The organism is Pseudoxanthobacter sp. M-2, assembly GCF_046156265.1.
In the GTDB taxonomy this organism is placed as follows: domain Bacteria; phylum Pseudomonadota; class Alphaproteobacteria; order Rhizobiales; family Segnochrobactraceae; genus CAMDHY01.
The window spans coordinates 1-21,596 of the sequence record NZ_JAWDIR010000016.1 but is presented as its reverse complement, the minus strand read 5'-3'; the positions used below and the strand labels follow the sequence as shown (position 1 = coordinate 21,596).

At 66.9% G+C, this 21,596-nt stretch carries 24 protein-coding genes and 1 pseudogene; 11 read left to right on the top strand and 14 right to left on the bottom strand.

The window, feature by feature from the left end:
• The 7 genes from narH to RUR49_RS11385 all read left to right on the top strand — a co-directional run bounded on the left by narH (window position 1) and on the right by RUR49_RS11385 (window position 6,007).
• Window positions 1-1,527, top strand: coding sequence for a nitrate reductase subunit beta (gene narH / locus RUR49_RS11415; protein WP_409146508.1), 1,527 nt, complete (start codon window positions 1-3; stop codon window positions 1,525-1,527).
• Window positions 1,527-2,270 carry a nitrate reductase molybdenum cofactor assembly chaperone gene (narJ, locus tag RUR49_RS11410; RefSeq protein WP_409146507.1) on the top strand — a complete coding sequence of 248 codons (744 nt, stop codon included), beginning with the start codon at window positions 1,527-1,529 and terminating at the stop codon, window positions 2,268-2,270. Before narH ends, narJ begins: the two co-directional genes overlap by 1 nt.
• Before the next feature lie 24 nt (window positions 2,271-2,294).
• Entirely contained in the window at window positions 2,295-3,035 is a 741-nt protein-coding gene (narI, locus tag RUR49_RS11405) for a respiratory nitrate reductase subunit gamma (RefSeq protein ID WP_409146506.1), read from the top strand.
• The gene (locus tag RUR49_RS11400) at window positions 3,032-3,856 is read left to right on the top strand and encodes a peptidylprolyl isomerase (RefSeq protein WP_409146505.1); all 825 of its coding nucleotides are present in this window, start codon (window positions 3,032-3,034) and stop codon (window positions 3,854-3,856) included. The genes narI and RUR49_RS11400 overlap by 4 nt, the downstream gene beginning before the upstream one ends.
• Window positions 3,857-3,863: 7 nt before the next feature.
• A complete protein-coding gene (locus tag RUR49_RS11395; protein WP_409146504.1) occupies window positions 3,864-4,223 on the top strand; it encodes a hypothetical protein in 360 nt (119 codons plus the stop codon).
• Between the two features lie 11 nt (window positions 4,224-4,234).
• Window positions 4,235-5,464, top strand: coding sequence for an NnrS family protein (locus RUR49_RS11390; RefSeq protein ID WP_409146503.1), 1,230 nt, complete (start codon window positions 4,235-4,237; stop codon window positions 5,462-5,464).
• 90 nt (window positions 5,465-5,554) lie between these two features.
• Window positions 5,555-6,007 carry a group III truncated hemoglobin gene (locus RUR49_RS11385; RefSeq protein WP_409146502.1) on the top strand — a complete coding sequence of 151 codons (453 nt, stop codon included), beginning with the start codon at window positions 5,555-5,557 and terminating at the stop codon, window positions 6,005-6,007.
• Between the two features lie 364 nt (window positions 6,008-6,371).
• Here RUR49_RS11385 and RUR49_RS11380 read toward each other — a convergent pair whose 3' ends face one another.
• Genes RUR49_RS11380 through RUR49_RS11370 form a run of 3 tightly spaced genes read right to left on the bottom strand, consistent with a single transcriptional unit; the run spans window position 6,372 to window position 9,428 of the window.
• Entirely contained in the window at window positions 6,372-7,088 is a 717-nt protein-coding gene (locus tag RUR49_RS11380) for an ABC transporter ATP-binding protein (RefSeq protein WP_409146501.1), read from the bottom strand.
• A 1-nt stretch (window position 7,089) separates the two neighbouring features.
• Complete coding sequence (locus RUR49_RS11375; protein ID WP_409146500.1) at window positions 7,090-8,223, bottom strand: ABC transporter permease; 1,134 nt, start codon at window positions 8,221-8,223, stop codon at window positions 7,090-7,092.
• Window positions 8,220-9,428: an efflux RND transporter periplasmic adaptor subunit gene (locus tag RUR49_RS11370; protein ID WP_409146499.1), complete on the bottom strand. Its 1,209-nt coding sequence runs from the start codon at window positions 9,426-9,428 to the stop codon at window positions 8,220-8,222. The genes RUR49_RS11375 and RUR49_RS11370 overlap by 4 nt, the downstream gene beginning before the upstream one ends.
• 177 nt (window positions 9,429-9,605) lie before the next feature.
• On the opposite strand from RUR49_RS11370, the gene RUR49_RS11365 reads away from it, so the two are divergent.
• Together RUR49_RS11365 and RUR49_RS11360 are read left to right on the top strand one after the other, a co-directional pair.
• Window positions 9,606-9,734: a hypothetical protein gene (locus tag RUR49_RS11365; protein WP_409146498.1), complete on the top strand. Its 129-nt coding sequence runs from the start codon at window positions 9,606-9,608 to the stop codon at window positions 9,732-9,734.
• 77 nt (window positions 9,735-9,811) lie between these two features.
• Window positions 9,812-10,690: a 5'-methylthioadenosine phosphorylase gene (locus RUR49_RS11360; RefSeq protein WP_409146497.1), complete on the top strand. Its 879-nt coding sequence runs from the start codon at window positions 9,812-9,814 to the stop codon at window positions 10,688-10,690.
• Between the two features lie 66 nt (window positions 10,691-10,756).
• Here RUR49_RS11360 and RUR49_RS11355 read toward each other — a convergent pair whose 3' ends face one another.
• Entirely contained in the window at window positions 10,757-11,329 is a 573-nt protein-coding gene (locus tag RUR49_RS11355; RefSeq protein WP_409146512.1) for an elements of external origin, read from the bottom strand.
• A gap of 110 nt (window positions 11,330-11,439) precedes the next feature.
• On the opposite strand from RUR49_RS11355, the gene RUR49_RS11350 reads away from it, so the two are divergent.
• Together RUR49_RS11350 and RUR49_RS11345 are read left to right on the top strand one after the other, a co-directional pair.
• The gene (locus RUR49_RS11350) at window positions 11,440-11,661 is read left to right on the top strand and encodes a hypothetical protein (protein ID WP_409146496.1); all 222 of its coding nucleotides are present in this window, start codon (window positions 11,440-11,442) and stop codon (window positions 11,659-11,661) included.
• Window positions 11,662-11,753: 92 nt separating this feature from the next.
• Window positions 11,754-12,314 carry a DUF3489 domain-containing protein gene (locus tag RUR49_RS11345; protein ID WP_409146495.1) on the top strand — a complete coding sequence of 187 codons (561 nt, stop codon included), beginning with the start codon at window positions 11,754-11,756 and terminating at the stop codon, window positions 12,312-12,314.
• A 13-nt stretch (window positions 12,315-12,327) separates the two neighbouring features.
• Here RUR49_RS11345 and RUR49_RS11340 read toward each other — a convergent pair whose 3' ends face one another.
• From RUR49_RS11340 to RUR49_RS11295, 10 genes and pseudogenes are all read right to left on the bottom strand, one after another.
• Window positions 12,328-12,585 carry a hypothetical protein gene (locus RUR49_RS11340; protein WP_409146494.1) on the bottom strand — a complete coding sequence of 86 codons (258 nt, stop codon included), beginning with the start codon at window positions 12,583-12,585 and terminating at the stop codon, window positions 12,328-12,330.
• Complete coding sequence (locus RUR49_RS11335) at window positions 12,582-13,322, bottom strand: DNA-methyltransferase (RefSeq protein ID WP_409146493.1); 741 nt, start codon at window positions 13,320-13,322, stop codon at window positions 12,582-12,584. Before RUR49_RS11335 ends, RUR49_RS11340 begins: the two co-directional genes overlap by 4 nt.
• The gene (locus RUR49_RS11330) at window positions 13,322-13,915 is read right to left on the bottom strand and encodes a ParB/Srx family N-terminal domain-containing protein (protein ID WP_409146492.1); all 594 of its coding nucleotides are present in this window, start codon (window positions 13,913-13,915) and stop codon (window positions 13,322-13,324) included. The genes RUR49_RS11335 and RUR49_RS11330 overlap by 1 nt, the downstream gene beginning before the upstream one ends.
• A 299-nt stretch (window positions 13,916-14,214) precedes the next feature.
• Window positions 14,215-14,664: a DUF6362 family protein gene (locus RUR49_RS11325; protein WP_409146491.1), complete on the bottom strand. Its 450-nt coding sequence runs from the start codon at window positions 14,662-14,664 to the stop codon at window positions 14,215-14,217.
• Window positions 14,645-14,848: a hypothetical protein gene (locus RUR49_RS11320; RefSeq protein ID WP_409146490.1), complete on the bottom strand. Its 204-nt coding sequence runs from the start codon at window positions 14,846-14,848 to the stop codon at window positions 14,645-14,647. The genes RUR49_RS11325 and RUR49_RS11320 overlap by 20 nt, the downstream gene beginning before the upstream one ends.
• Window positions 14,845-15,366: a hypothetical protein gene (locus tag RUR49_RS11315; protein WP_409146489.1), complete on the bottom strand. Its 522-nt coding sequence runs from the start codon at window positions 15,364-15,366 to the stop codon at window positions 14,845-14,847. Before RUR49_RS11315 ends, RUR49_RS11320 begins: the two co-directional genes overlap by 4 nt.
• A 417-nt stretch (window positions 15,367-15,783) precedes the next feature.
• Window positions 15,784-16,547 (bottom strand): annotated as a pseudogene (locus RUR49_RS11310) (IS5 family transposase).
• Between the two features lie 707 nt (window positions 16,548-17,254).
• On the bottom strand, window positions 17,255-19,825 hold the full coding sequence (locus RUR49_RS11305; protein WP_409146488.1) for a VapE domain-containing protein: 2,571 nt from the start codon (window positions 19,823-19,825) through the stop codon (window positions 17,255-17,257).
• A gap of 10 nt (window positions 19,826-19,835) precedes the next feature.
• Window positions 19,836-21,155, bottom strand: coding sequence for an ATP-dependent RecD-like DNA helicase (locus RUR49_RS11300; RefSeq protein ID WP_409146487.1), 1,320 nt, complete (start codon window positions 21,153-21,155; stop codon window positions 19,836-19,838).
• The coding region (locus RUR49_RS11295) for a hypothetical protein (RefSeq protein ID WP_409146486.1) at window positions 21,152-21,596 on the bottom strand (445 nt) is incomplete at its 5' end. The genes RUR49_RS11295 and RUR49_RS11300, both read right to left, overlap by 4 nt.

Sequence of the window (21,596 nt, the reverse complement as noted above, 5' to 3'; positions counted from 1 at the left end):
ATGAAAATCCGCGCCCAGATCGCCATGGTGCTCAATCTCGACAAGTGCATCGGCTGTCATACCTGTTCCGTTACCTGCAAGAACGTCTGGACCAACCGGGAAGGCATGGAATATGCCTGGTTCAACAACGTCGAGACGAAGCCAGGAATCGGCTACCCGAAGAACTGGGAGGACCAGAACCGCTGGAAGGGCGGCTGGCGTCGCAAGTCGAACGGCAAGATCGAACCGAGGATCGGCGGCAAGTGGCGCGTGCTGGCGAACATCTTTGCCAACCCGGATATGCCGGAGATCGACGACTACTACGAGCCGTTCACCTTCGACTACGAGCATCTGCAGAAGGCGCCTGAACTCGAGGCGTTCCCGACCGCCCGGCCGCGTTCACTCATCACTGGCGAGCGGATGGAGAAGATCGAGTGGGGCCCGAACTGGGAGGAGATCCTCGGCGGCGAGTTCGCCAAGCGCTCGAAGGACATCAACTTCGAGGGCGTGCAGAAGGAGATGTACGGCCAGTTTGAAAACACCTTCATGATGTATCTGCCGCGGCTGTGCGAACACTGCCTCAACCCGGCCTGTGCCGCCGCTTGCCCCTCCGGAGCGATCTACAAGCGCGAGGAGGACGGCATCGTCCTGATCGATCAGGACAAATGTCGCGGCTGGCGGATGTGTGTCTCCGGCTGCCCCTACAAGAAGATCTACTTCAACTGGTCATCCGGAAAATCCGAGAAATGCATCTTCTGCTATCCGCGCATCGAAGCGGGGCAGCCCACCGTCTGTTCGGAGACCTGCGTCGGCCGCATCCGCTATCTCGGCGTCGTCCTCTATGACGCCGATCGAATCGACGAGGCCGCCAGCGTCGCCGACGAGCGCGATCTCTACCGCGCGCAGCTCGGCATCTTCTGCGACCCGAACGATCCCGCCGTCATCGCCCAGGCGCGCGCCGACGGCGTGCCCGATGCGTGGCTGGAGGCCGCTCGCCACTCGCCGATCTGGAAGATGGCGATGGAGTGGAAAGTCGCCTTCCCGCTGCACCCGGAATACCGGACGCTGCCGATGGTCTGGTACGTGCCGCCGCTGTCGCCGATCACCGCCGCGGCCGAGGCCGGCAAGATGGGCATGGACGGCGCCATGCCGGACGTCCGCTCGCTGCGCATCCCGCTGAAATATCTCGCGAACCTGCTGACCGCCGGCGAGGAGGCGCCGATCGCCAACGGCCTCGAGCGGATGCTCGCGATGCGCGCCTACATGCGGGCGAAGACGATCGAGGGCGTCATCGACGAGACAATCGCCCGCAAGGTCGGGATGACCGGCGCGCAGATCGAGGAGATGTACCACGTGATGGCGATCGCCAATTACGAAGACCGCTTCGTCATTCCGACCGCCCATCGCGAGGTGAGCGAGGACGCCTACGAGATGCGCGGCCAGTGCGGCTTCTCGTTCGGCGACGGCTGCGCACCGGGCGAGCAGAAGGCCAACCTGTTCGGCGGCGTGAAGCTGAAGGACAACAAGCCGCGCGTGGAGGCCCTGTGATGCGGACGCTGAAGGTACTCTCCGCACTGCTGACCTACCCGACGGCGGACCTGGTCACCGCCGGGCCGGAGTTGAAGGCCGTGCTCGAGCGCGAGGCGGTGCTGCCGCCGCGCGAGCGCGCCGGCGTCTCGGCCCTGGTCGACGACCTCACCGCTCACGACGTCTACGACGCACAGGAGCGCTACATCCTGCTGTTCGACCGCACCCGGTCGCTGTCGCTGCACCTGTTCGAGCACGTGCACGGCGAGAGCCGCGATCGCGGCCAGGCGATGGTCGACCTCCTGAAGCTCTACGAGGACGGTGGGTACACGCCGACGACGGCGGAACTGCCCGACTTCCTGCCGCTGTTCCTCGAGTACGCCTCGACCCTTCCCCCAGCGGAGGCGATCGAGCTGGTGGGCCAGCCCGGCCACGTCTTCGCGGCGCTCCGGGAGCGACTCGCCAAGCGCTCGTCACCCTATGAGGCGGTGTTCTCGGCGCTTGCGGCCATCGCGAAGGCACGCCTCGACGAGGCGGCGCTCGCGGCGCTCAGGGCGGAGCCCGACGTCGATCCCGAGGATCTCGAGGCGCTCGATGCTGCCTGGGAGGAGGAGGAGGTGACGTTCGGGCCTGGGGCTGCCGCTGCCTGCGGCACCGACACGCTGGCGGCGCGGCTGCGCCAGGCGGGGCGCCCCGCGCCCGGGCTCGAGCAGCCGCCGCCACCGCGCACCGTCGTCACCCATCGCCACTCCGGCCACGCCTGAGAGCCTCATCGAGGAGTAGCCGTCATGCGCGACGCGATCTTCACCATCCTGTTCGTCTGGTACCCCTACTTCTGCCTGACGGTGTTCCTGCTCGGCAGCCTGATCCGCTTCGACCGCGAGCCATACACGTGGCGGGCGAGCTCCAGCCAGCTCCTGCGCAAGCGACAGTTCGCCTGGGGCTCAAACCTCTTCCACGCCGGCATCCTGTTTCTGTTCGTCGGCCACGCGGCGGGCCTTCTGACGCCGACCGCCGTCTACACGCTGTTCATCACGGTGGAGCAGAAGCAGCTGATCGCGGTGGCAGCCGGCGGCATCGCCGGGGTGATCTGCTTCGTCGGCCTGACGCTGCTGCTGCACCGCCGGCTGTTCGACCCGCGTATCCGCGCGACCTCGACCGTCATGGACATCGCCGTGCTCGCCATCCTGTGGGTGCAACTGGCGCTCGGCCTGATCACGCTGCCGTATTCGCTCGCCCATTCCGACGGCTCGGTAATGCTGGTGCTGGCGCACTGGGCGCAGGGCATCCTGATCCTGCATCCGGTCGATCCGGCGACGCTGCAGGGCCTCGCACTCCCCTATCTGATCCACCTCGTGCTCGGCATGACGATCTTCCTCGTCTTCCCGTTCTCGCGCCTCGTGCACATCTGGTCCGCGCCGGTCTGGTACCTCGGGCGCCGCGGTTACCAGGTGGTGCGGACCCGGCGGCCGCTCGGCGCACCAGCGGTGAAGCCGGCGGCGCGTCCGGTGACGGAGCGGGCGCGATGAGCGCGGCCTCCGCCTGCGCCGTCAAGCCGGCGCTCCCCGACACGCGCCGGACGATCAGGGTCAATGGCGTCGTGATCGACCGGGCCGCCATCGCCCAGGAGACCCAGCACCATCCCGCTGACAAGCCGGCCGACGCCATGCGGGCGGCGGCGGTGGCGCTGGTGGTCCGGGAACTGCTGCTGCAGGAGGCGCGGCGGCTGGCGGTGCCGGCGGAGCCCGACAGCGACGGGGAGGGGAGGCGCGAGACCGACGAGGAGGCGATCGTCCGCGCCTTGGTCGAGCGGGAGGTGCAGACGCCTGAGCCGGACGAAGCCGCCTGCCGTCGCTTCTTCGAGCAGAACCGCCGCCGTTTCCGCACGCCGGACCTGCACGATGTGCGCCACATCCTGCTGCCGGCCGACCGGCCGGAAACCCCCGCGCTGGCCGAGGCACTGCTCGCCCGGCTCGCCGACACCCCGGCGGCGTTCGCGGCTCTGGCGGAGGCGCACTCCGTTTGCCCCTCAGCCAAGACGGGCGGTAGCCTCGGCCAGGTCGGGCCCGGCCAGACCGTCCCCGAGTTCGAGGCGGCCCTCGCAGCCATGGAACCGGGCGCCGTGCATCCGGTCGCGGTCGAGACACGCTACGGCCTTCACATCATTGCGCTCGACCGCCGCATCGACGGCCGTGACTTGCCGTTCGAGCTCGTGCGCGATCGAATCGCCGGCTGGATGGTCGAGAAGGTTCGTCGGGCGGCGATCCGGCAATACGTCTCGATCCTCGCCGGGCGCGCCGACATCCAGGGTATCGACCTCGCGGCGAGCCCTTCGCCGCTGGTTCAGTGAGGACGCTATGTTGCTTGGAACCATCCTGAGGCGGCTCGAGGACGAGGAAGGCGCCACCGTGGCGCTCGAGGCGCTCGGCGACATCGTGCTCCTGGCCGACGTCCAGGCGATCGGCGCCGTGCACGAAGAGAGCCCCGGGGCCTACGCCTCCGGCGCCACCCGCCGCTTCGCCGCCGCCGCGTCGGACGAGGACTGGCTGGCGCTGATGACGGCGCTCGAGCACGGCGACGACCCGGCGCGCATCACCCTAGAGCGGATGGTCCGCTGGTCGCTCGCCCGGGACCGCGAGGCACTGGCGGGACCGTCCGGTGGCTGCGGCGGGAGATGCACCTGCGGAGAGGCCCGCGCCGACCATGCCCACCCCTGACGGCGCCACCATTGCGGCGACACCGCCCGCTGGCGGGCGAGACCGGTACGGGACGACACGTCGCCAACCGGTCGATCCCGTTCATCTCGCAGGGCTTTCGGCCGTTCTTCATGATCGCCGGGCTGTGGGCGCCGCTGGGCGTCGTCGTTTGGATGCTGGCGCTTGCGGGCATGCCGGTGCCCGACGGTCCGCTCGCATTGTCGCAGTGGCACGCGCACGAGCTGCTGGCGGGGTTCGTCGGCGCGACGATGATCGGCTTCGTGCTCACAGCCATTCCGAACTGGACGAAGGGCCCGCCCTATGCCGGCGCGCCGCTCGTGGGCCTCTTTGCGCTGTTCCTGGCAGCGAGGCTCGCCCTCCTGCCGGGCTCGCCGATCCCGATATGGCTCGCCGCACCGCTGGCGCTCGCCGCAGTCCCGGCCGCCCTCCTGCTAGTGCTCCCGGCCCTGCTGAGGGCCGGCTCGCCACGGCTGTTCGGCCCGCCGGCGTTGATCCTGCTATTCTGGGCGGGCGACCTCCTGATGCTCGGCGAAGCCGCCGGCTGGTGGTCCGCCGCGACTTGGCCGACCGGCCAGAGGCTGATGGCGAACGTCGCCCTCCTGCTGGTCGGGCTGATCGGTGGGCGCATCATCCCGACCTTCACGTTGAACGCGCTGCGCGCGGCGGGCACGCCGGTCGAGGTGCGGCCGCTCCCCGGCATCGACGCCGCGGCCATCCTGTCGCTGCTGGCGGTCGTCCTTGTCGACGTGGTCTGGCCGGAGAGTCCGGCCGCCGGCGCCGTCGCGGCGGTGACGGCGGTGCTGCTCGCGCTCCGGCTGTCGCGTTGGCACGGACTGCGGACACTCCGCGCGCCGATCCTGTGGATCCTGCACGTCGCCTACGCCCTCGTGGCGCTGGCGCTGGCCCTGAAGGCGGCGTGTCTGCTGCTCGGTGCCGACTGGGCCGTCAACTGGCTGCATCTGCAGGTCGCCGGCGCGCTCGCCACGATGATCCTCGCCATGATGACGCGGGCGACGCTCGGCCATACCGGCCGCCCGCTCGTCGCCACCGCGGCGACGGTTGCCGCCTACGTCCTTCTGCTCGGCGCCGTCGTCCTGCGCGTCGCCGGCCCCGTCGTCGTCGAGGACACGGTGCTGCCGCTCGTCGCTGCCACGGTCTGCTGGGCGGCGAGCTTCACCTTCTTCCTCGGCGCCTATGCCCCCATGCTCGTCGGCCCGCGCGTGAACGGCGGAGCGGACTGATCTCGTCACCATCGCCATGCCCATTCAGCGGGGATCGTCACCGCCGCCCGAGCCGTTGCGGCGTGGGGCCGCCTGTCAGGAGCCGATCGAATGAACGCCGACCTTGAAGGTCCCGACCGCCGCGCCGCTTTGACTCGCGACATCATCGAGCGCACAGGCATCGACGAGGCGGCGATCGAAGCGTTCGTGCGCGCCTTCTATGCCGCCGCCCGCACCGACGCGTCGATCGGCCCGAAATTCGACGGCGTCATCGACTGGGAGGCCCACGTCGCGCGCATCACCTGCTTCTGGAGATCGGTTGCGCTGATGACGGGCGACTATCACGGCCAGCCGATGCAGGCGCACGCGCATCTCCGACTTGAGCCCGCTCACTTCGCTCGTTGGCTTTCGCTATTCGAGGAGGTGGCGCGAGCGCGCTTCACCCCCGAGGGCGCCGAACACATGCTCGACCGTGCCCGGCGGATCGCCCGCAGCTTGGAGATGGGGCTGATTCCGCTCGACCTGCCGGCGCTGGGCAAGGCGGCCGCAGGCCGTGCCGGTTAGAGCCTCAGCCGTTCATGCCGCATAGCGGACTGCGTCGGCAAAGACGTTTCGGCGTTCGATCGGTGTGAAGAGTCCGATGGCGGCCCAAAGGCGGTCGATGCTGCGCTCGGCCTCCATCCGCAGCAGAGCCTTGAGTGTTAGCGAGGGCGTTCTCGACCGGGTTGAAGCTGGGGCTGTCGGGCTGCAGTCAGCGCAGTTCGGCGCGGGTTTTTCTGATCAACCGGCAACTCCGCGGACCCTTGTAGCTCGAGAGCATGTGCGTGAAAACGACGTCGCTGACGTCAGCGTCGGACGCAGCCCCTGCCGACAGTGGCTTCGAAGGCGTCGCAGTCGATCGGTCTGTCGAGGACTCACCGGGAGGGTTCTATGGGCCCGTCGTCTCGGTATCGAGCCGGCCGTCGCGCAAATGGAAGATCCGGTCGAAGCGGTCGAAGATTTTGTCGTCGTGGGTGACGGCGATGATGGCCGCGTCCTGATCGACGGCAACCTTGCGCAGCAGGTCCATGACGATGCCGGCACGCTTGGAATCGAGAGCGGCCGTCGGCTCGTCGGCAAGAATGATCCGCGGACGGTTGGCGAGCGCACGGGCGATTGCGACGCGCTGTGCTTCGCCCCCCGAAAGATTTGCCGGCATCGATGACTTGCGATTTCCCACCTCGAGATATTCGAGCAATTCCAGTGCCCGGGTCCGCGCCGAAACAGCATCTGCGCCGGCCAAATGGAGGACGAGGGCCACATTGTCGGCCGCGTCGAGGAAGGGGATCAGGTTGTGGAACTGGAAAATGAAACCGATCTTGTCAAGTCTGAGCTGGCGCAGGTTCGAGCGCAGCCACCGACCGCTTTCGAGCACCCGCTCGCCGTCGAGTTCCATCGATCCGGAATTTGGGTCGAGAATGCAGCCAATGACGTTCAGGAGTGTCGTCTTGCCGGACCCGGACGGACCAAGCAAGGCGACCACCTGGCCGGGAAAAATATCGATCGACACGTCGCGCAGCGCATCGACCCGCGATCCGCCCTCGCCGAAGTGCTTCGAGACGCGTTCGACGCGCACGAGTGGTGAGGATGCGTTGCCGGCCCCCATGTCAGCCACCGAGCGCCGTCGCGGGATCGACCTTCAAAGCCGCGCGCACGCCTAGTCCACTTGATACGAGACATACCGCGAAGACGATGAGGCCGAGCACCATGACGTTGTCGGGTTCAAGGATGACACGGCGCGGAAAATAGTCCTTGATGCTGACGATGAGGACTGCACCGATCCCGAAGCCGATGAACCCGAGCGCGAGCGCCTGCTGAACAATCATGACGATGATGGTGCGGTCCGGCGCGCCAATCAGCTTCAGCGTAGCAATCTGCTTGAGCTTCTCCATCGTCATCGTGTAGATGATGAGCGCGATGATGACGGCCGAGACGATGAGCAGAAGCGTCGTGAACAGGCCGATCTGGCGGCGTGCACGGTCAACGAGCGAGCGAGTCAGGATCAGTTCCTGCGCCTCCTGGGTGATGGACGACAGATGTTTCCAGCGGTGGATCGCATCTGCTACCGCATTCGCAGACGCATCCGCCTGCAGCTGCGCAACAACGGCGTTGACGGTGTCGCCGCTCTCCGCGTCCGCACCACGGGCGACCTGCACACGTGCGGCCGCGGGAGCGAGGTCGAACTGGAGTTTCTGCGCATCGAGCAGAGTCATGAACACCGCCGGGTCGCCACCGGATGCGACTTGATGCCGAGTGATCCCCACGACGGCGAACGTGTTCCGGCCGAGCTTCAGCGTCGCACCGAGGGCGAGGCCGGTCGTTCTGTCGGCGACGATTTCAAAGTGACTGCGGCCGATGTGCCGGCCTTCCACGATTTCAGGTGGTCCGCCAGGGCGGCCTGGCTCATACCCGATAACGTAGAGACGAAGCTTGGCACCACCATGCTCGGCTTCGACCGTTTGGTAGGTGAGACTGCCGGCAGACGCCACACCGGCGATTCGCGCGATGGCCTCGCGTGTATCACCTGGAATTCGAGAGGCTTCGGCGAAGGGACCGCGCGTATTGGCCTCCACCACCCACACGTCGACGGCCGGCGAGCGTGCGATGGTCAGAGCATCGACGACGATCCCCCTGTAGATTCCGATCATCGACAGCACGACGCCGAGCAGCAGTCCGAGCCCGACGCAGGTCAAGAGGAACCGGAACAGGTTATGTCGGATATCTCGATAGGCGAGGTTCATCTAGCAGTTGCCGCCGCCTGATCGGGCGCGGGTTGCGCCACGCTGACGCGCACCGCACGGCCGTCCTTGAAGCCGGCTCCGACGGCCGTGACGACTTGAGCGGCGGGCGGAAGACCCGAAGCGATCTCGAGCCGGGAGTCCTCGGTGCGGTGACGGAACGTCACAAGGCGTTGTCTGAGCCGTCCATCCTCGACGGTCCAGACCGTACCCTGCCGTCCGTCGTACCCGTGAACGGCCGCTTCCGGTACCAGCAGTGCCTTGTCGAGGACGGCGACCGTGATCCAGAATTCGGCCTGCTCGCCAAGATGCAACCGCGACGGCGGCTTGTCGCCCCGGATGTAGACACGCCGTTCCTCACTGACACGATCGCTCTCGAGCCCGATGCGGACGACTTGCCCGGAGAAACTCTCCAGCGGGCGTGAGCGCAAGCGGGCTTCCACCTTCTGGCCTTCCTGAATGAAACCTGCGCGCGCCTCGTCGACGTAGGCGAGGCCCCAGTGACTATCATCGGCGATCAGAGTGAAAATTGGATCGCCGGCCTTGACGACTGTTCCAAGTTCCTTGTGGCGCTCGATGACGAGACCGTCATACGGAGCGAGTATTGTGCGGTGGCTTAGCATCGTCTCTTCGAGTCGGAGTTGGGCCTGCGCGTCTAGAAGTTGCGCCTTGGAACTCTCCGCTTCGCTCATCGCCACGGCGACTTCGGCGTTGGCGACAGCCTCGTCGCGCAGCGCCTCCTCTGCCGTCTGCTGCGAGACGACATCGCGGCTCGCGAGTGACTGCTTACGACGGTTGGCGTCGCGCTTCTGCGCGAAGACCGCCTGCGCTTTCTCGACGTTTGCGGCTGCGCGCTGGATACTGACCTCGGCAATCGCGAGAGCGGCGCGCGCCTTGGCAACCCTTGCTTCCTGTTCGCTGGTCGCTAGCCGAGCGAGAACCTGACCCTTCACCACCTGGTCGCCATGGTCGGCGTTGACATCGACGAGGGTCGCACCGACCTCGAACCCGATCTTCGAGAGAACGCGCGCTTCGACCGTGCCAAGGCCGAACACCCTGATGGTCACATTCTGCGCTTCTGCGGCAACAGTGACTGCAATCGGCCGATTTGAGGCGATGGTGACGACAAGCCAGACTGCTGCCGCCATGCCTGCTGCGATGAGGCCGTACTTGATGACGGGCCTCCGCAAAATCGTCATGCCTAGCATGCAGGTACTCCACTCGGCACTTGCCGCGCACTGGCAATTTTAGACCTTATCAGCTGCGATCGCGGCCGCGAGGCCTATCTGCATGGCGTCGGTCCAACATGGTTCCTCTCCGGCACGCGCTCGGCCCATCAGGGCTAGGCCCCCCGGAAATGGACGGTGCGGTCCACGAGGTCGGTCATGTGTTGGGCGGCGCGGGCCGGCCAGCGTATATTCGCTGCGGCGGTGGTCACCTGCGGCCTCGATTCGCTGGGCCAGACGTTCAAGATCGCCGCCCGCGACAGCGATCTGCCCGACCTGCCGGAGTAGGGACCGGTCTGGCCGAGTTGGATGGCGCCCGTACGATCGTCGTCCGCTCGGTGGCGGCTTGAGAGAGGTGAGTTCAGATGGACGCCATTCCAATGGTGGATGTCGCGATGGTCACCGGCTCGACAAGCTGGGGGATCGCGGTGCCCGAAGACGTCGATCTGCCTGGCGTGCGCGTCATCGCCCGAGACTTGACCTTCGAGACACCCTACGGGCTGTCGCAAGAGTGGAAGCTGATCGAGCTAGACGGCAGTCTCACCTTCGACGGCAAGACCCGGAACGCATTGGTGGTCTGGAGCCACGGCAACCGGGTCGACGAGATCGACCATTCCGGCCAGCGCCGCGCCTTCTGGGTGCTGCGGGAGGCCGGTGTACGGAAGGTCCTGTGCTGTGCAACCCAAGGCAGCCTGAACCGGGCGATCCAAGCGGGCGATTTCGTGATCGTTGCCGACGTCCTGGAATTGACGCAGACGCCCTATTCGCTGCTGCCGGGCCGACAAAGGTTCGACGCCTCGGGCAAGCAACTGGTCTGCCCGAGTTGTGCGGCAACGGTGGCGCGGGTGGCCGGAGCGCAGTGGCCTGAAGGGCGACGCGTCTTCGGGATCGAAAGCCAGCTCGTCGCGGCCCATGCATGGGGGCCAAGACTGAGTAGTCCAGCCGAGGTCCTGGCATATCGCACCCTTGGGGCCGACATCATCAACCATTCGCTGGCACCTGAGGCGACTCTTTCGCGAGAGATCGGTGCCTGCTTCGTGAACGTGGGCTACGTGACGGCGCCCTTCCAAGGCTACTTTGCGCCTGCCGATGTGAATGTCGTTCGGGGCGATGTGCGCGACGATCTGGTCGACCTGGCAACGCGGGTTGCCATCGTGGCGCTAGCCGAGTTCGATCTCGACGCGCCATGCCACTGTGCCGGCCTCAGGTCCGCCCAACCCGAGAATCGCTGGTCGAGGCGCTGATTTTTCCTTTTCGCCGCCAAACGTCGTGACGGTCAGCGCCGGACCGGGCGACAATCCCTGCGGCCATCATCTGAGGTCGACGCCGATCTCGGAGAGCTCTTCGAGATGGCGTCGAACATGAGACTCGAGAACCTGCTCGCAGCGATGCGGGTCGACGTGCAGTTCGGCGGCGATCAGGGCGGCGGCGCGGGCCGGCCACTGCACCCAGCCGTCGCGCTCGCGCCGGGCGAGCGCGAATACGGTGGCGATCGCCCGTGACCGATCGACGAGCTCTCCCTTCATGCGCTGCAGGCGAAGGCGCGCGAGATGTGCCTTTGCGATCTCGTGGGCGGTCCGCGCCTGGACGAAGGTGACACTGCCGCTGGCGGGCAGGCCCTGTTCCTTCAGGGTCTCCCGGACAGAGCCGACCGCCGCTTCCGCCACCGGCTTCATCGCCTCTGGCGGGGGCTTTGTGGACTTCGGCGCGGGTTTGGCGGTCCCCTTGGCCTTGCTCGGATCCGTTGATCGGTCCCAGGCGGCATCCGCCTTCGCCGGGTCGATGCTGCCGTCGGGTTCGAGCGGAATCCGGCCGGCCTTCGCGGCCTTCAGGACCGCGACGTGGGAGACGCCCCAGCTGCGCGCATAGGCCCGGATCGACACGCCCAAGCATCTACTCCGGAACCAAAAAAATATAACGCGATGATGCACTCATCCGCTTGGCTTGTGGGCGAGGCAGAGCATGTATGTCGTCATCAGGAACGGAGATGACGATGCGCCGCCCCAAGAGCAACGCCAAGCCGCTTGACGCCTTCATTCAGCGCAAGGCGGACATCGACGCCGCACTGGCGCGGATCAAGGCGCTCAGCGACGAGCACTTCAACGTTCATCCCGACAAGGTCACTTGGGGAGACGTCGGAATGCTCGAAGACTACGTCAAACTCCTGAAGCGCATCACCGACAGCGCCTTCCACGAGGGTGAATTCGCCGAGTGAGGGCACCGTTGCCGGCGCCAGCCCGCCGCAAGGCGGGCTCGGGGTCGTAGGAGGGTCGCGATCGGCGCGGCCCCGCTCTTGGAGCCGACCCGATGACCAAGCTCTCCGACACCCAGCTCGTGATTCTGACCGCCGCCGCCCAGCGGCCCGGTCACCTTGCGCTCCCTCTTCCGAGCAATCTGCGCGGAGGCGCCGCCACCAAGGTGGTCGGTGCGATGATCGCCAAGGGCCTCCTCGAGGAGGTCTATGCCGACAAGGGCGACCCGCTCTGGCACGAGAACGGCGACGGCCGTGGCATGACGCTGGTTGTGACCGAGGCGGGGCTCGCTGCCATCGGCATCGATCCCGAAGCGGCCGACGGTGCGCCCAAAGGCGCCGACGAAGCGCCGAGCGCGGATACCGCGGCTGACACCGGGGCAGAGGCAGTCCCCGCGCCCAAGGCGCGCACCGCGCGCACCGGCACGAAGCAGGCGATGCTGATCCAGATGCTTCGCGCCGACACCGGTGCGACCATCGAGGAGATTGTCGCCGCCACCGGCTGGCAGCCCCACACGGTACGCGGGGCGATTGCCGGCGCGCTGAAGAAGAAGCTCGGGCTCGACGTCACCTCCGAGAAGGTCGACGGGCGCGGGCGGGTCTATCGCATCGGCTGACCACGTTGCAGCATCATGCCGCCGGGGCGCCTCCCCGGCGGCGTTGCTGTGTCGTGCGTCGAACGCGGATCCGTTCGAACAAGCGCCGCAGGCAGTAAGAGCGTGCGATCGAGATGGCAGTGAAGATCAAGCCGAGAATAAACGCGTCGCCGAGTGAGGCGTGAAGCCCGAACCACGGAAAGACGACAACCTGCGTGGTCACCGCGACGCCGTAGCCGACGACGACGTTGGCGATCGCCTCGACGAACGACATGACGCGGGACTGCATCATGCCGCTGCTTGGTCCTCGGCGGCTTCGTCGAGACGCTCAGCCTTCACCGTCGCAAAGCTGCGGCCGTCACCGTCGAGGATCGCCTCCTTCCCGGTCTCCGTCTGCCACCGCTCCACAGCGACGTCGACATAAGCCGGGCTGATCTCCATCGCGAACACGCGCCGGCCGTTGGCCTCGCCCGCCATGATCTGCGAGCCGGAGCCCGAGAACGGTTCGTAGCAGAGCCCGCCACGAGCAACATGCTGGCGCATCGGAATCCCGAAGGCATCGAGCGGCTTTGGGGTTGGATGGTCCGGCCGCTCGTCCTTGGTGAAGCTTGGCATCTCCCACGTGGAGGGCAGCGTTTGGTCGGCGACCTTCGGCGGACGGTTCGGGCGGAGCCAGCCCATGAAGCAGGGCTCGTGCTTCCACAGATAATGCGACCGGGTCAGGACGCCGCGGTCCTTTACCCAGATGATCTGCTGGTGGACGAAGGCCCCGGCCTTCTCCCAACAGGCCTCCAACATCGCCTGGCGACGGGACGCATGCCAGCAGTACCAGGCGGCGTCCTCGGTGATGGCCTCCGCCACCGCGGCGGCGATGAAGCCGTCGTAGAGTTCTGCTCCCTGGCTGCTGTCGTCCCAGGTGACGCCGTAGCTCTGCGACCAGTCTTTGTTGCGCGTCGGATGGTTCGAACCGTCGTAGTCGACGAGGTAGGGCGGGTCGGTCGCAAACAGCACCGCCCGCTCGCCGTTCATCAGGCGGCGGACATCCTCATGCTTCGTCGAGTCCCCGCAGAGCAGCCGATGCTCACCGAGGATCCATAGGTCGCCCGTGCGCGCCACCGGATTGCGGGGCGGCTCGGGAACGACCACCGCCGGAACGCCGCCGCCCTCGCCATCACCCTCGTCTGCGTCGCCCTCTGGCACAAACGCCAGAAGCTTTCGATCTCGCCGTCGGAGAAGCCGACGAGCGACAGGTCGAAGTCGTCGGCTAGGAGGTCCTGCAGCTCGGCCGACAGCCGCGCCTCGTCCCAGCCGGCGTTGAGGGCGAGCTGGTTGTCGGCGATGACGTAGGCGCGGCGCTGGGCCAGCGTCAGGTGATCGAGGATGACGACTGGCACGGTGTCGAGGGAGAGGCGTCGCGCCGCTTCGAGGCGGCCGTGCCCGGCGATGACGTCGCCGTCGGCGGAGACGAGCACCGGGTTCGTCCAGCCGAACTCGATGATGCTGGCGGCGATCTGTGCGATCTGGTCGTCGTCGTGAGCGCGCGGATTGCGCCCGTAGGGCCGCAGCCGATCGACCGGCCAGTGCTCGATTGCATCGGGCAGGCGGGGCGACGTGGCGGGCATGGTTCGTCCGGTAACCGACGCGCGCGGGTACCACCGGCGAGATGCCGGCAGCACACGAGAGCGTCAAGGATTGCGGGAGGTTGGGAGCGCCAGCCGGTAACCGGAGGCGGTAACTGGTAACTCAAAATTACATGGTGACGGTGGCGAGGTTCCGGGCGGCGGACACCCGCACTCAGTGCGCCTCGGCGGAGGAACCAGAGGGGGAGGGGGGTGCCCCGCCCGCGCCTCTCGCCAGCCTGCCCAAGGGATACCCCAAATCAGCCGGATCGGTCTCGACCTGCAGTGTCTCACCGAAAAATTCATGCCCAGCGCGATTGTGCTTGACGCTCTGCGTGCTCGACCACGAACCGCTGCGAGCGCTTCGCTGGCGGGCGGCGACCGCTCAGCCGCCATACGATCACGCTGAGCGCGTACTCCCAGCGTCGGTGTGCCGTGGCGCGTGAGATCCCGAAGCGCCAGCAGATCGGCTTCCACGGCGTGCGCTCGGCGCGGGCCCACACGAGCTTGGCGTCCTCCGGCTCCAGCCACTGCAGCCAGGGCAGGGTCGCCTCCATCCGCGTGATGGCATCCGGAGCCGGCGGGCCGCGCCGGAGCCGCGGCGCTTCCTGGCCGACGAGGTCGGAGAACTCGTAGGCGATGCGGGGCCAGGTGCTGAAGTAGCCCTGCACTCTCACCTCGGGCAGCCGCTTCAAGACGTCGGCGGCTTCCTCCAAGCGCTCCTCCACCTGATCACGGGTCCATGCGTCCATGACGGGCCTCCTTGCGCATGCCGTAGAGTTTGTCGCCGAGCTGCCGGACGAGCTCCCGCTCGGGCCAGGTGAGCCGGGGATCGGCCTCGCTCACGACCAGGACCTTCTGCTCGAGCCAGCCTTCCTGCTTGACCTGTTCGGGATTGCGGCGGTGGCCGCCGAAGCCGCGGGGCGCCCACCTCATCGGATGCCCCCCTTGGTCTCGATGGCCCAGAGCAGCAGGGCCACGGCATCGGCTTCGTTGTCGTCGGCGGGGCTGAAGCCGCGAGCTTTGGCCGCTGCGATCATGGCCTCCTTCGGGGCATTGCCCTTGCCGGTGGCGTGGCGCTTGATGGTTCCGACGGGAACGCCCTCGTAGGGGATGTCGCGCTGCTCGGCCCACGCGGTCAGCGTCGCCATCAGCCCGCCGTAGATGTGGCTGGCGTCGGTGCCGGCGTGGCGGCGCACCTCCTCGAACCAGATGGCAGCGAGCGGCCCGGACAGGCGGTCGAGCTCGGTCAGCCAGTTGGCAAAGCGCAGGTAGCGCATGCCGCCGCCGTCGAAGCGGCCGGGGCGGAACGATGCGGTGCCGCTGGTGATCAGGCCGTCCGCACCGCGGAGTGCCCAGCCGGTGGTGGTGGCGAGGTCGAGGGCGAGGAGGCAGGGTGTCGGAACCGCTGCCGGTTCGGCGCGGGTGGCGTGCAGCGGGGCCTGTTGGAACATCGTGAAGGCTCACAGTGGCGTGGGCCTTCGGCTTTGGTCACGGCAAGAGAATCACGCCGGGCAGGGTGGTTCAAGGGAAATGCACCGACGCGGCGCATGGCGACCCTTGTCACCACCTGTCACCACCTCTCCAGAAGGTGGTGACAAAAAATTCCGCTGCAAAAACAAATGGTGTCACCACCGTCACCACTGTCACCACCCCTCTCTTTCCAACGCATACGGAGAAGCGTTAATTCGAGGAAATGTAGTGCCTATAGATGGAGGGAAGGGAGTAGGTGACGACAGTGGTGACGGTGGTGACACCATTGTTTTCTCAGGCGTTTTTGCGTCACCGCCTGATTCCAAGGTGGTGACCGGGACAAGGTGGTGACAGCTTGAGGGGGTACGTCGACGGCGGGCCCGGTCTTCAACAAACAGCTAGGTCGTGTGGACAAACCTGATCCAGCACCGGATCGTGGCGAGTTGCACGAAGCCGAGGAAGCTTGATGCGAGTTTGTCGTCGCGGGTTGCGACGCGGCGTGAGTGCTTGATTTTGTTGAAGAAGCGCTCGATGCGGTTGCGCATCGCGTAGGCGGTCTTGTCGATGATCCGCTGGACCTTCCGGTTTGACTTCGTCGGGATTACCGGATCGATGCCCCGCCGTTCGAGATCGGATCGGATGGCGTCGCTATCGTAGCCCTTGTCGCCGAGCATTGCCTCGGGCGGCGGCGCGTCCTCCGCCATGAGATCGTCGTAGGCCGTCATGTCCGATGCCTGGCCGGGCGTCACGTGGAAGCCGACCGCCAGTCCTTCCGCATTCGCTCGGGTATGAACCTTGGTCGTAAGCCCACCGCGCGAACGGCCAATACCGTTTCTCTGAATCCCCCCCTTCCGCCGGCGCCGTGCTGATGCACCCGGACAATGGTGGAATCGATCATTTGTAGCGTGTTGTCGGAGGCTTCGCTGTCGGAGAGCGCGGCCAGCATCACGTCCCAGACCCCGGCCTCCGTCCAGCGTCGATATTGCCGGTGGACGGAGTTCCAGTTGCCGAATTCGGGCGGTAGATCACGCCACGGCACACCGGTGCGCGTCACGTAGAGAATGCCATCCAGAACCCGGCGATGATCCCGCGGCCGACGCCCGCCCTGCGTACGCTTCTCGATCAGGAATGGCGCGAAGAACGCCCATTCCGCGTCGCTCATCAATCCGCGAAGCACCGCTGCCCTCCTCAAAGAGCAGCGTTGAATCAGACATCAGCCGATTTGGGAATCCCGTTTGTCCACACAACCTAAGGCGTTGAGTGGGGAGCCCGCGCCTCCGATCTTGCTCGAGAGCTTCCGGCATCATGAGCAGCGGAGGTCTTGGGGTCGTCGGCGGGTAGGATTTGTGTGTGCTCAAACAGGCCGGTTTCCGGCCACCACCGGGATATCCACCGATCAAAGACTGGCGGCTCGGACCACCCCTTGTAGCGGAGGCTGTGGGAACGGGAGATTATGGGTTCGCCCTTGGCCGGCCTTAGAAGAAAGCGGCCATCGTGGATGATAGCGGTCCAGAATTCGTCAGCATCATCTCGGAATTTTATGAACGGTAGCCGCCGCCACCGCATCTCCATGCCAAGAGAAACCAGGAAGTGTCCTTCGCCGCGGGCCTGTGCCCGCATCCTTCGGCCGTTCCATGCGCGAAATCGAATGCAGCGCGCTTCCTGTAGTCCTGAGTCGTTCATTCTTACGGCCTCAATCGTGGGAAACTCCGTGCACCAACTCTTTGTTGGGGGAGAACGGGGGCGTATCTTCCAACGATAGCATGCAACTTCTGCTGTTCAACACGTCTCGGAGTCAGCTGGCGGTGGCCGAGTCTGACAGGGGCCGCCCCGCACCGACCTCCAACAATTGCGCATAGCCCCATTCGATCAATATGTTGTGAGCGTTTTCCGGTATCGCCACTCGCGCGCCGAGCCGACCCGGCATTGGTACCTCTCCCAGCTTCGCGACCGGAGCCATGCGCCGACCCGCATTTGGTCGCCCTTCGTCCAGTTCGCAGGTTCGATCCTCAGCGCACCCTCGAGGATCTCGCCCACGGAGACGTCGAGGAGCGGCCCCGAGCGCTCGAATTCCTCGTCCTGCCAATCCGGATAGCCGGCGTGCCCCCGGTTGACGCTGCGGGTGTCGTGGGTGAGCCAGCGGTCGATGCGCGCGTCCCAGGCGTCGCCCTGATACCGAGCCTCCTGCTCGGTGCTGGCGGCCGCGAGCAACTCGGCATCGTCGATCCACCAGATCGCGCCCTCACGGAAGCGCTGCACTGCTTCGGCCCAGAGCTGCTCGCGATCGCGGGCGAGTGCAGGGATGTCGATGGTCCCGCAGCGCAGCGGCCAGAAGCGGCGGTTGCCGGTTTCGTCGCGGAGGTAGGTGTCGGGGTTGACGGTGCCGGCGAAGATGCACTGCCGCGGCACCTCGACGGTGTAGCGGCCGTAAGGCGGACGGAAGCGGTCGGTAGTGCGAGTCAGAAACGCCTTGATCCGCGAGACCTCGGCCCTGCCGATCGCATCGAGCTCGGCGATCTCGACGATCCAGATGCCCTGCATGTGGATTGCGGCATCCTTCGAGCCAAGCTCCGGCAGTTCGTCGGTGAACCAGTCTTCGCCTGCGAGCACCTTCAGAGCTGTCGACTTCCGCGCACCCTGCTGACCCTCGAGGATCAGCATGTGGTCGGCCTTGACGCCGGGTCGGTAGATGCGGGCGACGGCGGAGATCAGCCAGAGCGCGCCGATGGTGTGGTGGAAGGGCGTTGGCGCAGCGCCGAGATAGGTGCTGGTCCACGTCTCGATGCGCGGAGTACCATCCCACGTCAGCGTGTCGAGCCAGTCGCGAACGGGATGGATGCGGATCTCGCGTGCGACGGCACCGACCGAGCGGCCGACGACGAGCGGAGCGACATTGACGCCGCGGAGCTGCAGCCACTCGGCGGCGCGCACATCGTCGGCATCCTCCCAGGGGCGTGGGAACGCCGCGTGAGCGTCGTCCCACGGCAACGGGCGACGGGCGATCACCTCCTGCGCGAACTCGTCGAAGGCGAGGACGCCGGCGAAGGCCGGATCCGACGACAGGGCGATGATGACATTCGCCTCGTTACGCTCAGGCGCGCCGGCGAGGTCCTGCCGCAGCCGGCCGAACCAGGCAGGCGGCGTGATCCGCACGTTCGGGTCGCCGGAAGCGTCGACACGCTGGCGCAGCTTTCCGAGCTGCTTCTCCAGGATGGCGACGGCGATGCCGGTCACCGATTTGATGCGGGCGAGGATCTGGCGCTCGGGGAGCGGGTCGAGCTGCGTGAGAGCCAGGCGGCCGAGCAGATTCGAGAGCGCCTCGAGTTCCGGCGGGCTGGCCAGAGCCTCGGCGGCGGCGAGCAGAGTGTCGGCATCGTCGGCGGGTGCGAAGGGCGTGAAGCCGTCCGGCTCCATGAGCGCAGATGGTTCTGCAGCGGCTGCGGGCGCCAAAGGCGCTTCATAGTCCTCCGCTCGCGCCCCGCGCAGAAGGTCGTCGTTGAAATCGTCGCCGTGCAGCGGAAGGACGATGTTGTTCGGGATGTCGGCGAGGTTCAGCCGGTCTGAGAGGCCGGCAGCCGCTTGGCGCCCGGCGTCGCCGGCATCGGCGTAGATGGTGACGCGGCGCGTCCCGTCCGGCCATTGGAAGCGGGCCAGCCCGTCCGCGGACAGAGCCGCCCAGACCGCTGTGCCGAACAGCGCATGGGCGGCGAGCGCCGTTTCGATCCCTTCCGCAACACCGATGTGGCCCGTCGCCGACATCGGGAACAGCCGAACGGCAGCGTCCTTCACGCTGCCCAACATCTTCTTGCCGGGCGGCGCCTTGGCGCTGCCGTCGTCGAGGAGGAACGTCCGATGGATCCCGAGCGCCCGCTCGCCGTCCGGCAGGCGGGGAATCGCGACGAGGCCGGGCCAGCCGCGGCGCCCATCGAAGTCCGGCAGGTCGGGGTGGAAGAGCAGATCCGGCGAGCCCGGATCCTGCAGACCGCGGGCGCGCAGGTAGGCTTCGCCCACCGTCCCGGCGATCGGCACGGCGCCCTCGATCAGGCGAGCGATCTCCGCCGCGTGGTCGGGCCGTGAAGGGGACGCAGGGCGCGGTGGCGAGGGGCTCATCCGCGCGAGGCGTGCCGCCTCGTCATAGAGAATTCCATCGCAAAGCCCCGTCGCCTGCGCGATCAGATCTATCGGGCTTGCGCGCTCGCCCGTGGCGTAGTCGAAGCCCCAGCCGGCATAGGGCCCTTCGAGATGGAGCGTGCACGAACCCTCCTTGCGGGGGGCCCGGCCGGATAGATCAGCGCAGCGCAGGCTGCGGCGATCGCGGGCAAGCACCGCCTCAGGGAACAGGCTCGGCAGCCAGTCGGCGGCGGTGGCGCACAGCCGCTCCTTCACCGCCGCCAGATCGTGCCGGCTCTTCTGTGCGGCGACATCGTTGAGATCGATCACGAGTGCCCCGTCAGGCCAGGAGGACGAGGCCGGTCTCGGCGCGGGTGATGGCGGTGTAGAGCCAGCGGCGACGGTCGAGATCGCTGCGGCCGAGCCCGTCGTCCCAGACGATGACGTTCGGCCACTGTGACCCCTGAGCCTTGTGTGCCGTGATCGCCCAGCCGAAGGTCGCTTCGGTCAGGTGGCGCTTCTCCTTCCAGTCGCGGTCGTGGCGGTGGGCATCGTGCGCGACGTGGTCTTCGAAGTGCCCCTTGTAAAGACGCAGCCGCCCGGGTCGGCCCTCCCTGTCGAGCAGCCCGACCCGGCGACCTTCTTCATCGTGGACGACGGCCGAGAAGAACAGACTGCCCTCGTCGACGACGTCCTCGAGACAGAGGAACATGCCGTTGACGAGGCCGAGGGCGTTCTCGTTCTTCAGGCAGATGATTTTCTCATCTGGGCCAGTCGGCAGCCACGAGCTGCTGAAGCCTGCGGCAGCGCGCATGGCGTTATTGAGCTGCAGCCGCGTCGCATTCATCCCGCAGATCAGCTGGCCGCCGCGCAGCGCCTGCTCCGGCGTGATGTCGCCCTTGCGGAGCTTTGCGACGTGGGCGTCATAGCTGCCGAAGCCGATGGGCTCGCCGGTGCGGGCGAGGGTGGCGAGACGGATGATGGCGCTCTCGGCGGCCTGGCGATGAATCTCCGTCAGCATGATGTCGGGAGCGTCGCGGGTGAACGCGCCTTCGCCCTTGATTGGCGGCAGCTGGCCGGGGTCGCCGAGGACGAGGATCGGCTTGCCAAAACTCATCAGGTCGCGGGCCATCTCCTCGCCGACCATGGAGACCTCGTCGAGGACGATCAGGCGAGCCTCGGCGGCGTCGCTTTCGGGGTTCAGTGCAAAGCGCGGGTGCTTCATCGCCGAGAGAGCCTGCCGCATCGCCTCGATAGCGGCCTCCGCGGCGGTGCGATCGAACCCGTTGAGAGTTCGCGCAGCGTCCTCAGCCTCGCGGACGCGCTTGCCGGCGGCCTCGATCTCCTCCTCGGTCGCGGCGATCACCGAGTAGATCAGGCTGTGGATGGTGCGCGCGGGCGTCCCCTTCCGGCTCAGCACCAGTGCGGCCTTGCCGGTGAAGGTGGCTGTGACGACCCCAGGCACACAGCCGCCGTCCTTCGCGCCGCGGTGGGGCGAGAGGCCAAGCTCGTCGAGGGCGAACTTCAGGACGGTGGACTTGCCCGAGCCAGCGTATCCGAACAGCCGGAACACTTGCTGCTCGTGAGTCCGCGTCTCGAACCACTCTTTAATGGCGCGGATGGCCGTTGCTTGCGTCGGGGAGGGGGTGAACGCGCTCATGCGGCTTTCGCCTCCACGGCATAATCCTTGACGATTCCGCCGCGGGCCGGATCGCCCACTTCGCACTGACGCACGAAGACACGACGGCCATCTCCCATCTTCCGCCAATGACCACGGCGGATGTGCCAGCGGGGGCTGGCATGGGTGCCGCCCTGCTCGGCGCTTGCCGCCTGCAGACGCGCCGGATCGATAGTGACCTGGCGCCAGACCCAGCCGTGCAGGCTGCCAGGCATCGAGGGCGTGCGCCGCACGCGCGGTACATGCCGTTCCGTAACGTCCGCAGCCGTGGCGAGGATCGCCAGCCCACGCCAGATCATCGCGGATGCCGCCTCGCCGATCTGATACGCCATCTCGTGGTCGGCGTTTGCAGGATTGGTTTCGAACTCTGCGACACCGCCATCCGCAACGCGCACATGAGCTTGGACATCGGTCCAGCGCCTG

Bases quoted from the DNA above. Each gene is read 5' to 3' on its own strand.
- RUR49_RS11340 (WP_409146494.1), bottom strand. From the start codon at position 12,585: ATGATGCAGTCCCGCGTCATGTCGTTCGTCGAGGCGATCGCCAACGTC.
- RUR49_RS11375 (WP_409146500.1), bottom strand. From the start codon at position 8,223: ATGAACCTCGCCTATCGAGATATCCGACATAACCTGTTCCGGTTCCTC.
- RUR49_RS11300 (WP_409146487.1), bottom strand. From the start codon at position 21,155: ATGAGCGCGTTCACCCCCTCCCCGACGCAAGCAACGGCCATCCGCGCC.
- RUR49_RS11335 (WP_409146493.1), bottom strand. From the start codon at position 13,322: ATGAACGGCGAGCGGGCGGTGCTGTTTGCGACCGACCCGCCCTACCTC.
- RUR49_RS11400 (WP_409146505.1), top strand. From the start codon at position 3,032: ATGAGCGCGGCCTCCGCCTGCGCCGTCAAGCCGGCGCTCCCCGACACG.
- RUR49_RS11320 (WP_409146490.1), bottom strand. From the start codon at position 14,848: ATGAGGTGGGCGCCCCGCGGCTTCGGCGGCCACCGCCGCAATCCCGAA.
- RUR49_RS11380 (WP_409146501.1), bottom strand. From the start codon at position 7,088: ATGGGGGCCGGCAACGCATCCTCACCACTCGTGCGCGTCGAACGCGTC.
- narJ (WP_409146507.1), top strand. From the start codon at position 1,527: ATGCGGACGCTGAAGGTACTCTCCGCACTGCTGACCTACCCGACGGCG.
- RUR49_RS11350 (WP_409146496.1), top strand. From the start codon at position 11,440: ATGCGCCGCCCCAAGAGCAACGCCAAGCCGCTTGACGCCTTCATTCAG.
- RUR49_RS11365 (WP_409146498.1), top strand. From the start codon at position 9,606: ATGTGTTGGGCGGCGCGGGCCGGCCAGCGTATATTCGCTGCGGCGGTG.
- RUR49_RS11315 (WP_409146489.1), bottom strand. From the start codon at position 15,366: ATGTTCCAACAGGCCCCGCTGCACGCCACCCGCGCCGAACCGGCAGCG.
- RUR49_RS11385 (WP_409146502.1), top strand. From the start codon at position 5,555: ATGAACGCCGACCTTGAAGGTCCCGACCGCCGCGCCGCTTTGACTCGC.
- narH (WP_409146508.1), top strand. From the start codon at position 1: ATGAAAATCCGCGCCCAGATCGCCATGGTGCTCAATCTCGACAAGTGC.
- RUR49_RS11370 (WP_409146499.1), bottom strand. From the start codon at position 9,428: ATGCTAGGCATGACGATTTTGCGGAGGCCCGTCATCAAGTACGGCCTC.
- RUR49_RS11325 (WP_409146491.1), bottom strand. From the start codon at position 14,664: ATGGACGCATGGACCCGTGATCAGGTGGAGGAGCGCTTGGAGGAAGCC.
- narI (WP_409146506.1), top strand. From the start codon at position 2,295: ATGCGCGACGCGATCTTCACCATCCTGTTCGTCTGGTACCCCTACTTC.
- RUR49_RS11360 (WP_409146497.1), top strand. From the start codon at position 9,812: ATGGACGCCATTCCAATGGTGGATGTCGCGATGGTCACCGGCTCGACA.
- RUR49_RS11330 (WP_409146492.1), bottom strand. From the start codon at position 13,915: ATGCCCGCCACGTCGCCCCGCCTGCCCGATGCAATCGAGCACTGGCCG.
- RUR49_RS11395 (WP_409146504.1), top strand. From the start codon at position 3,864: ATGTTGCTTGGAACCATCCTGAGGCGGCTCGAGGACGAGGAAGGCGCC.
- RUR49_RS11345 (WP_409146495.1), top strand. From the start codon at position 11,754: ATGACCAAGCTCTCCGACACCCAGCTCGTGATTCTGACCGCCGCCGCC.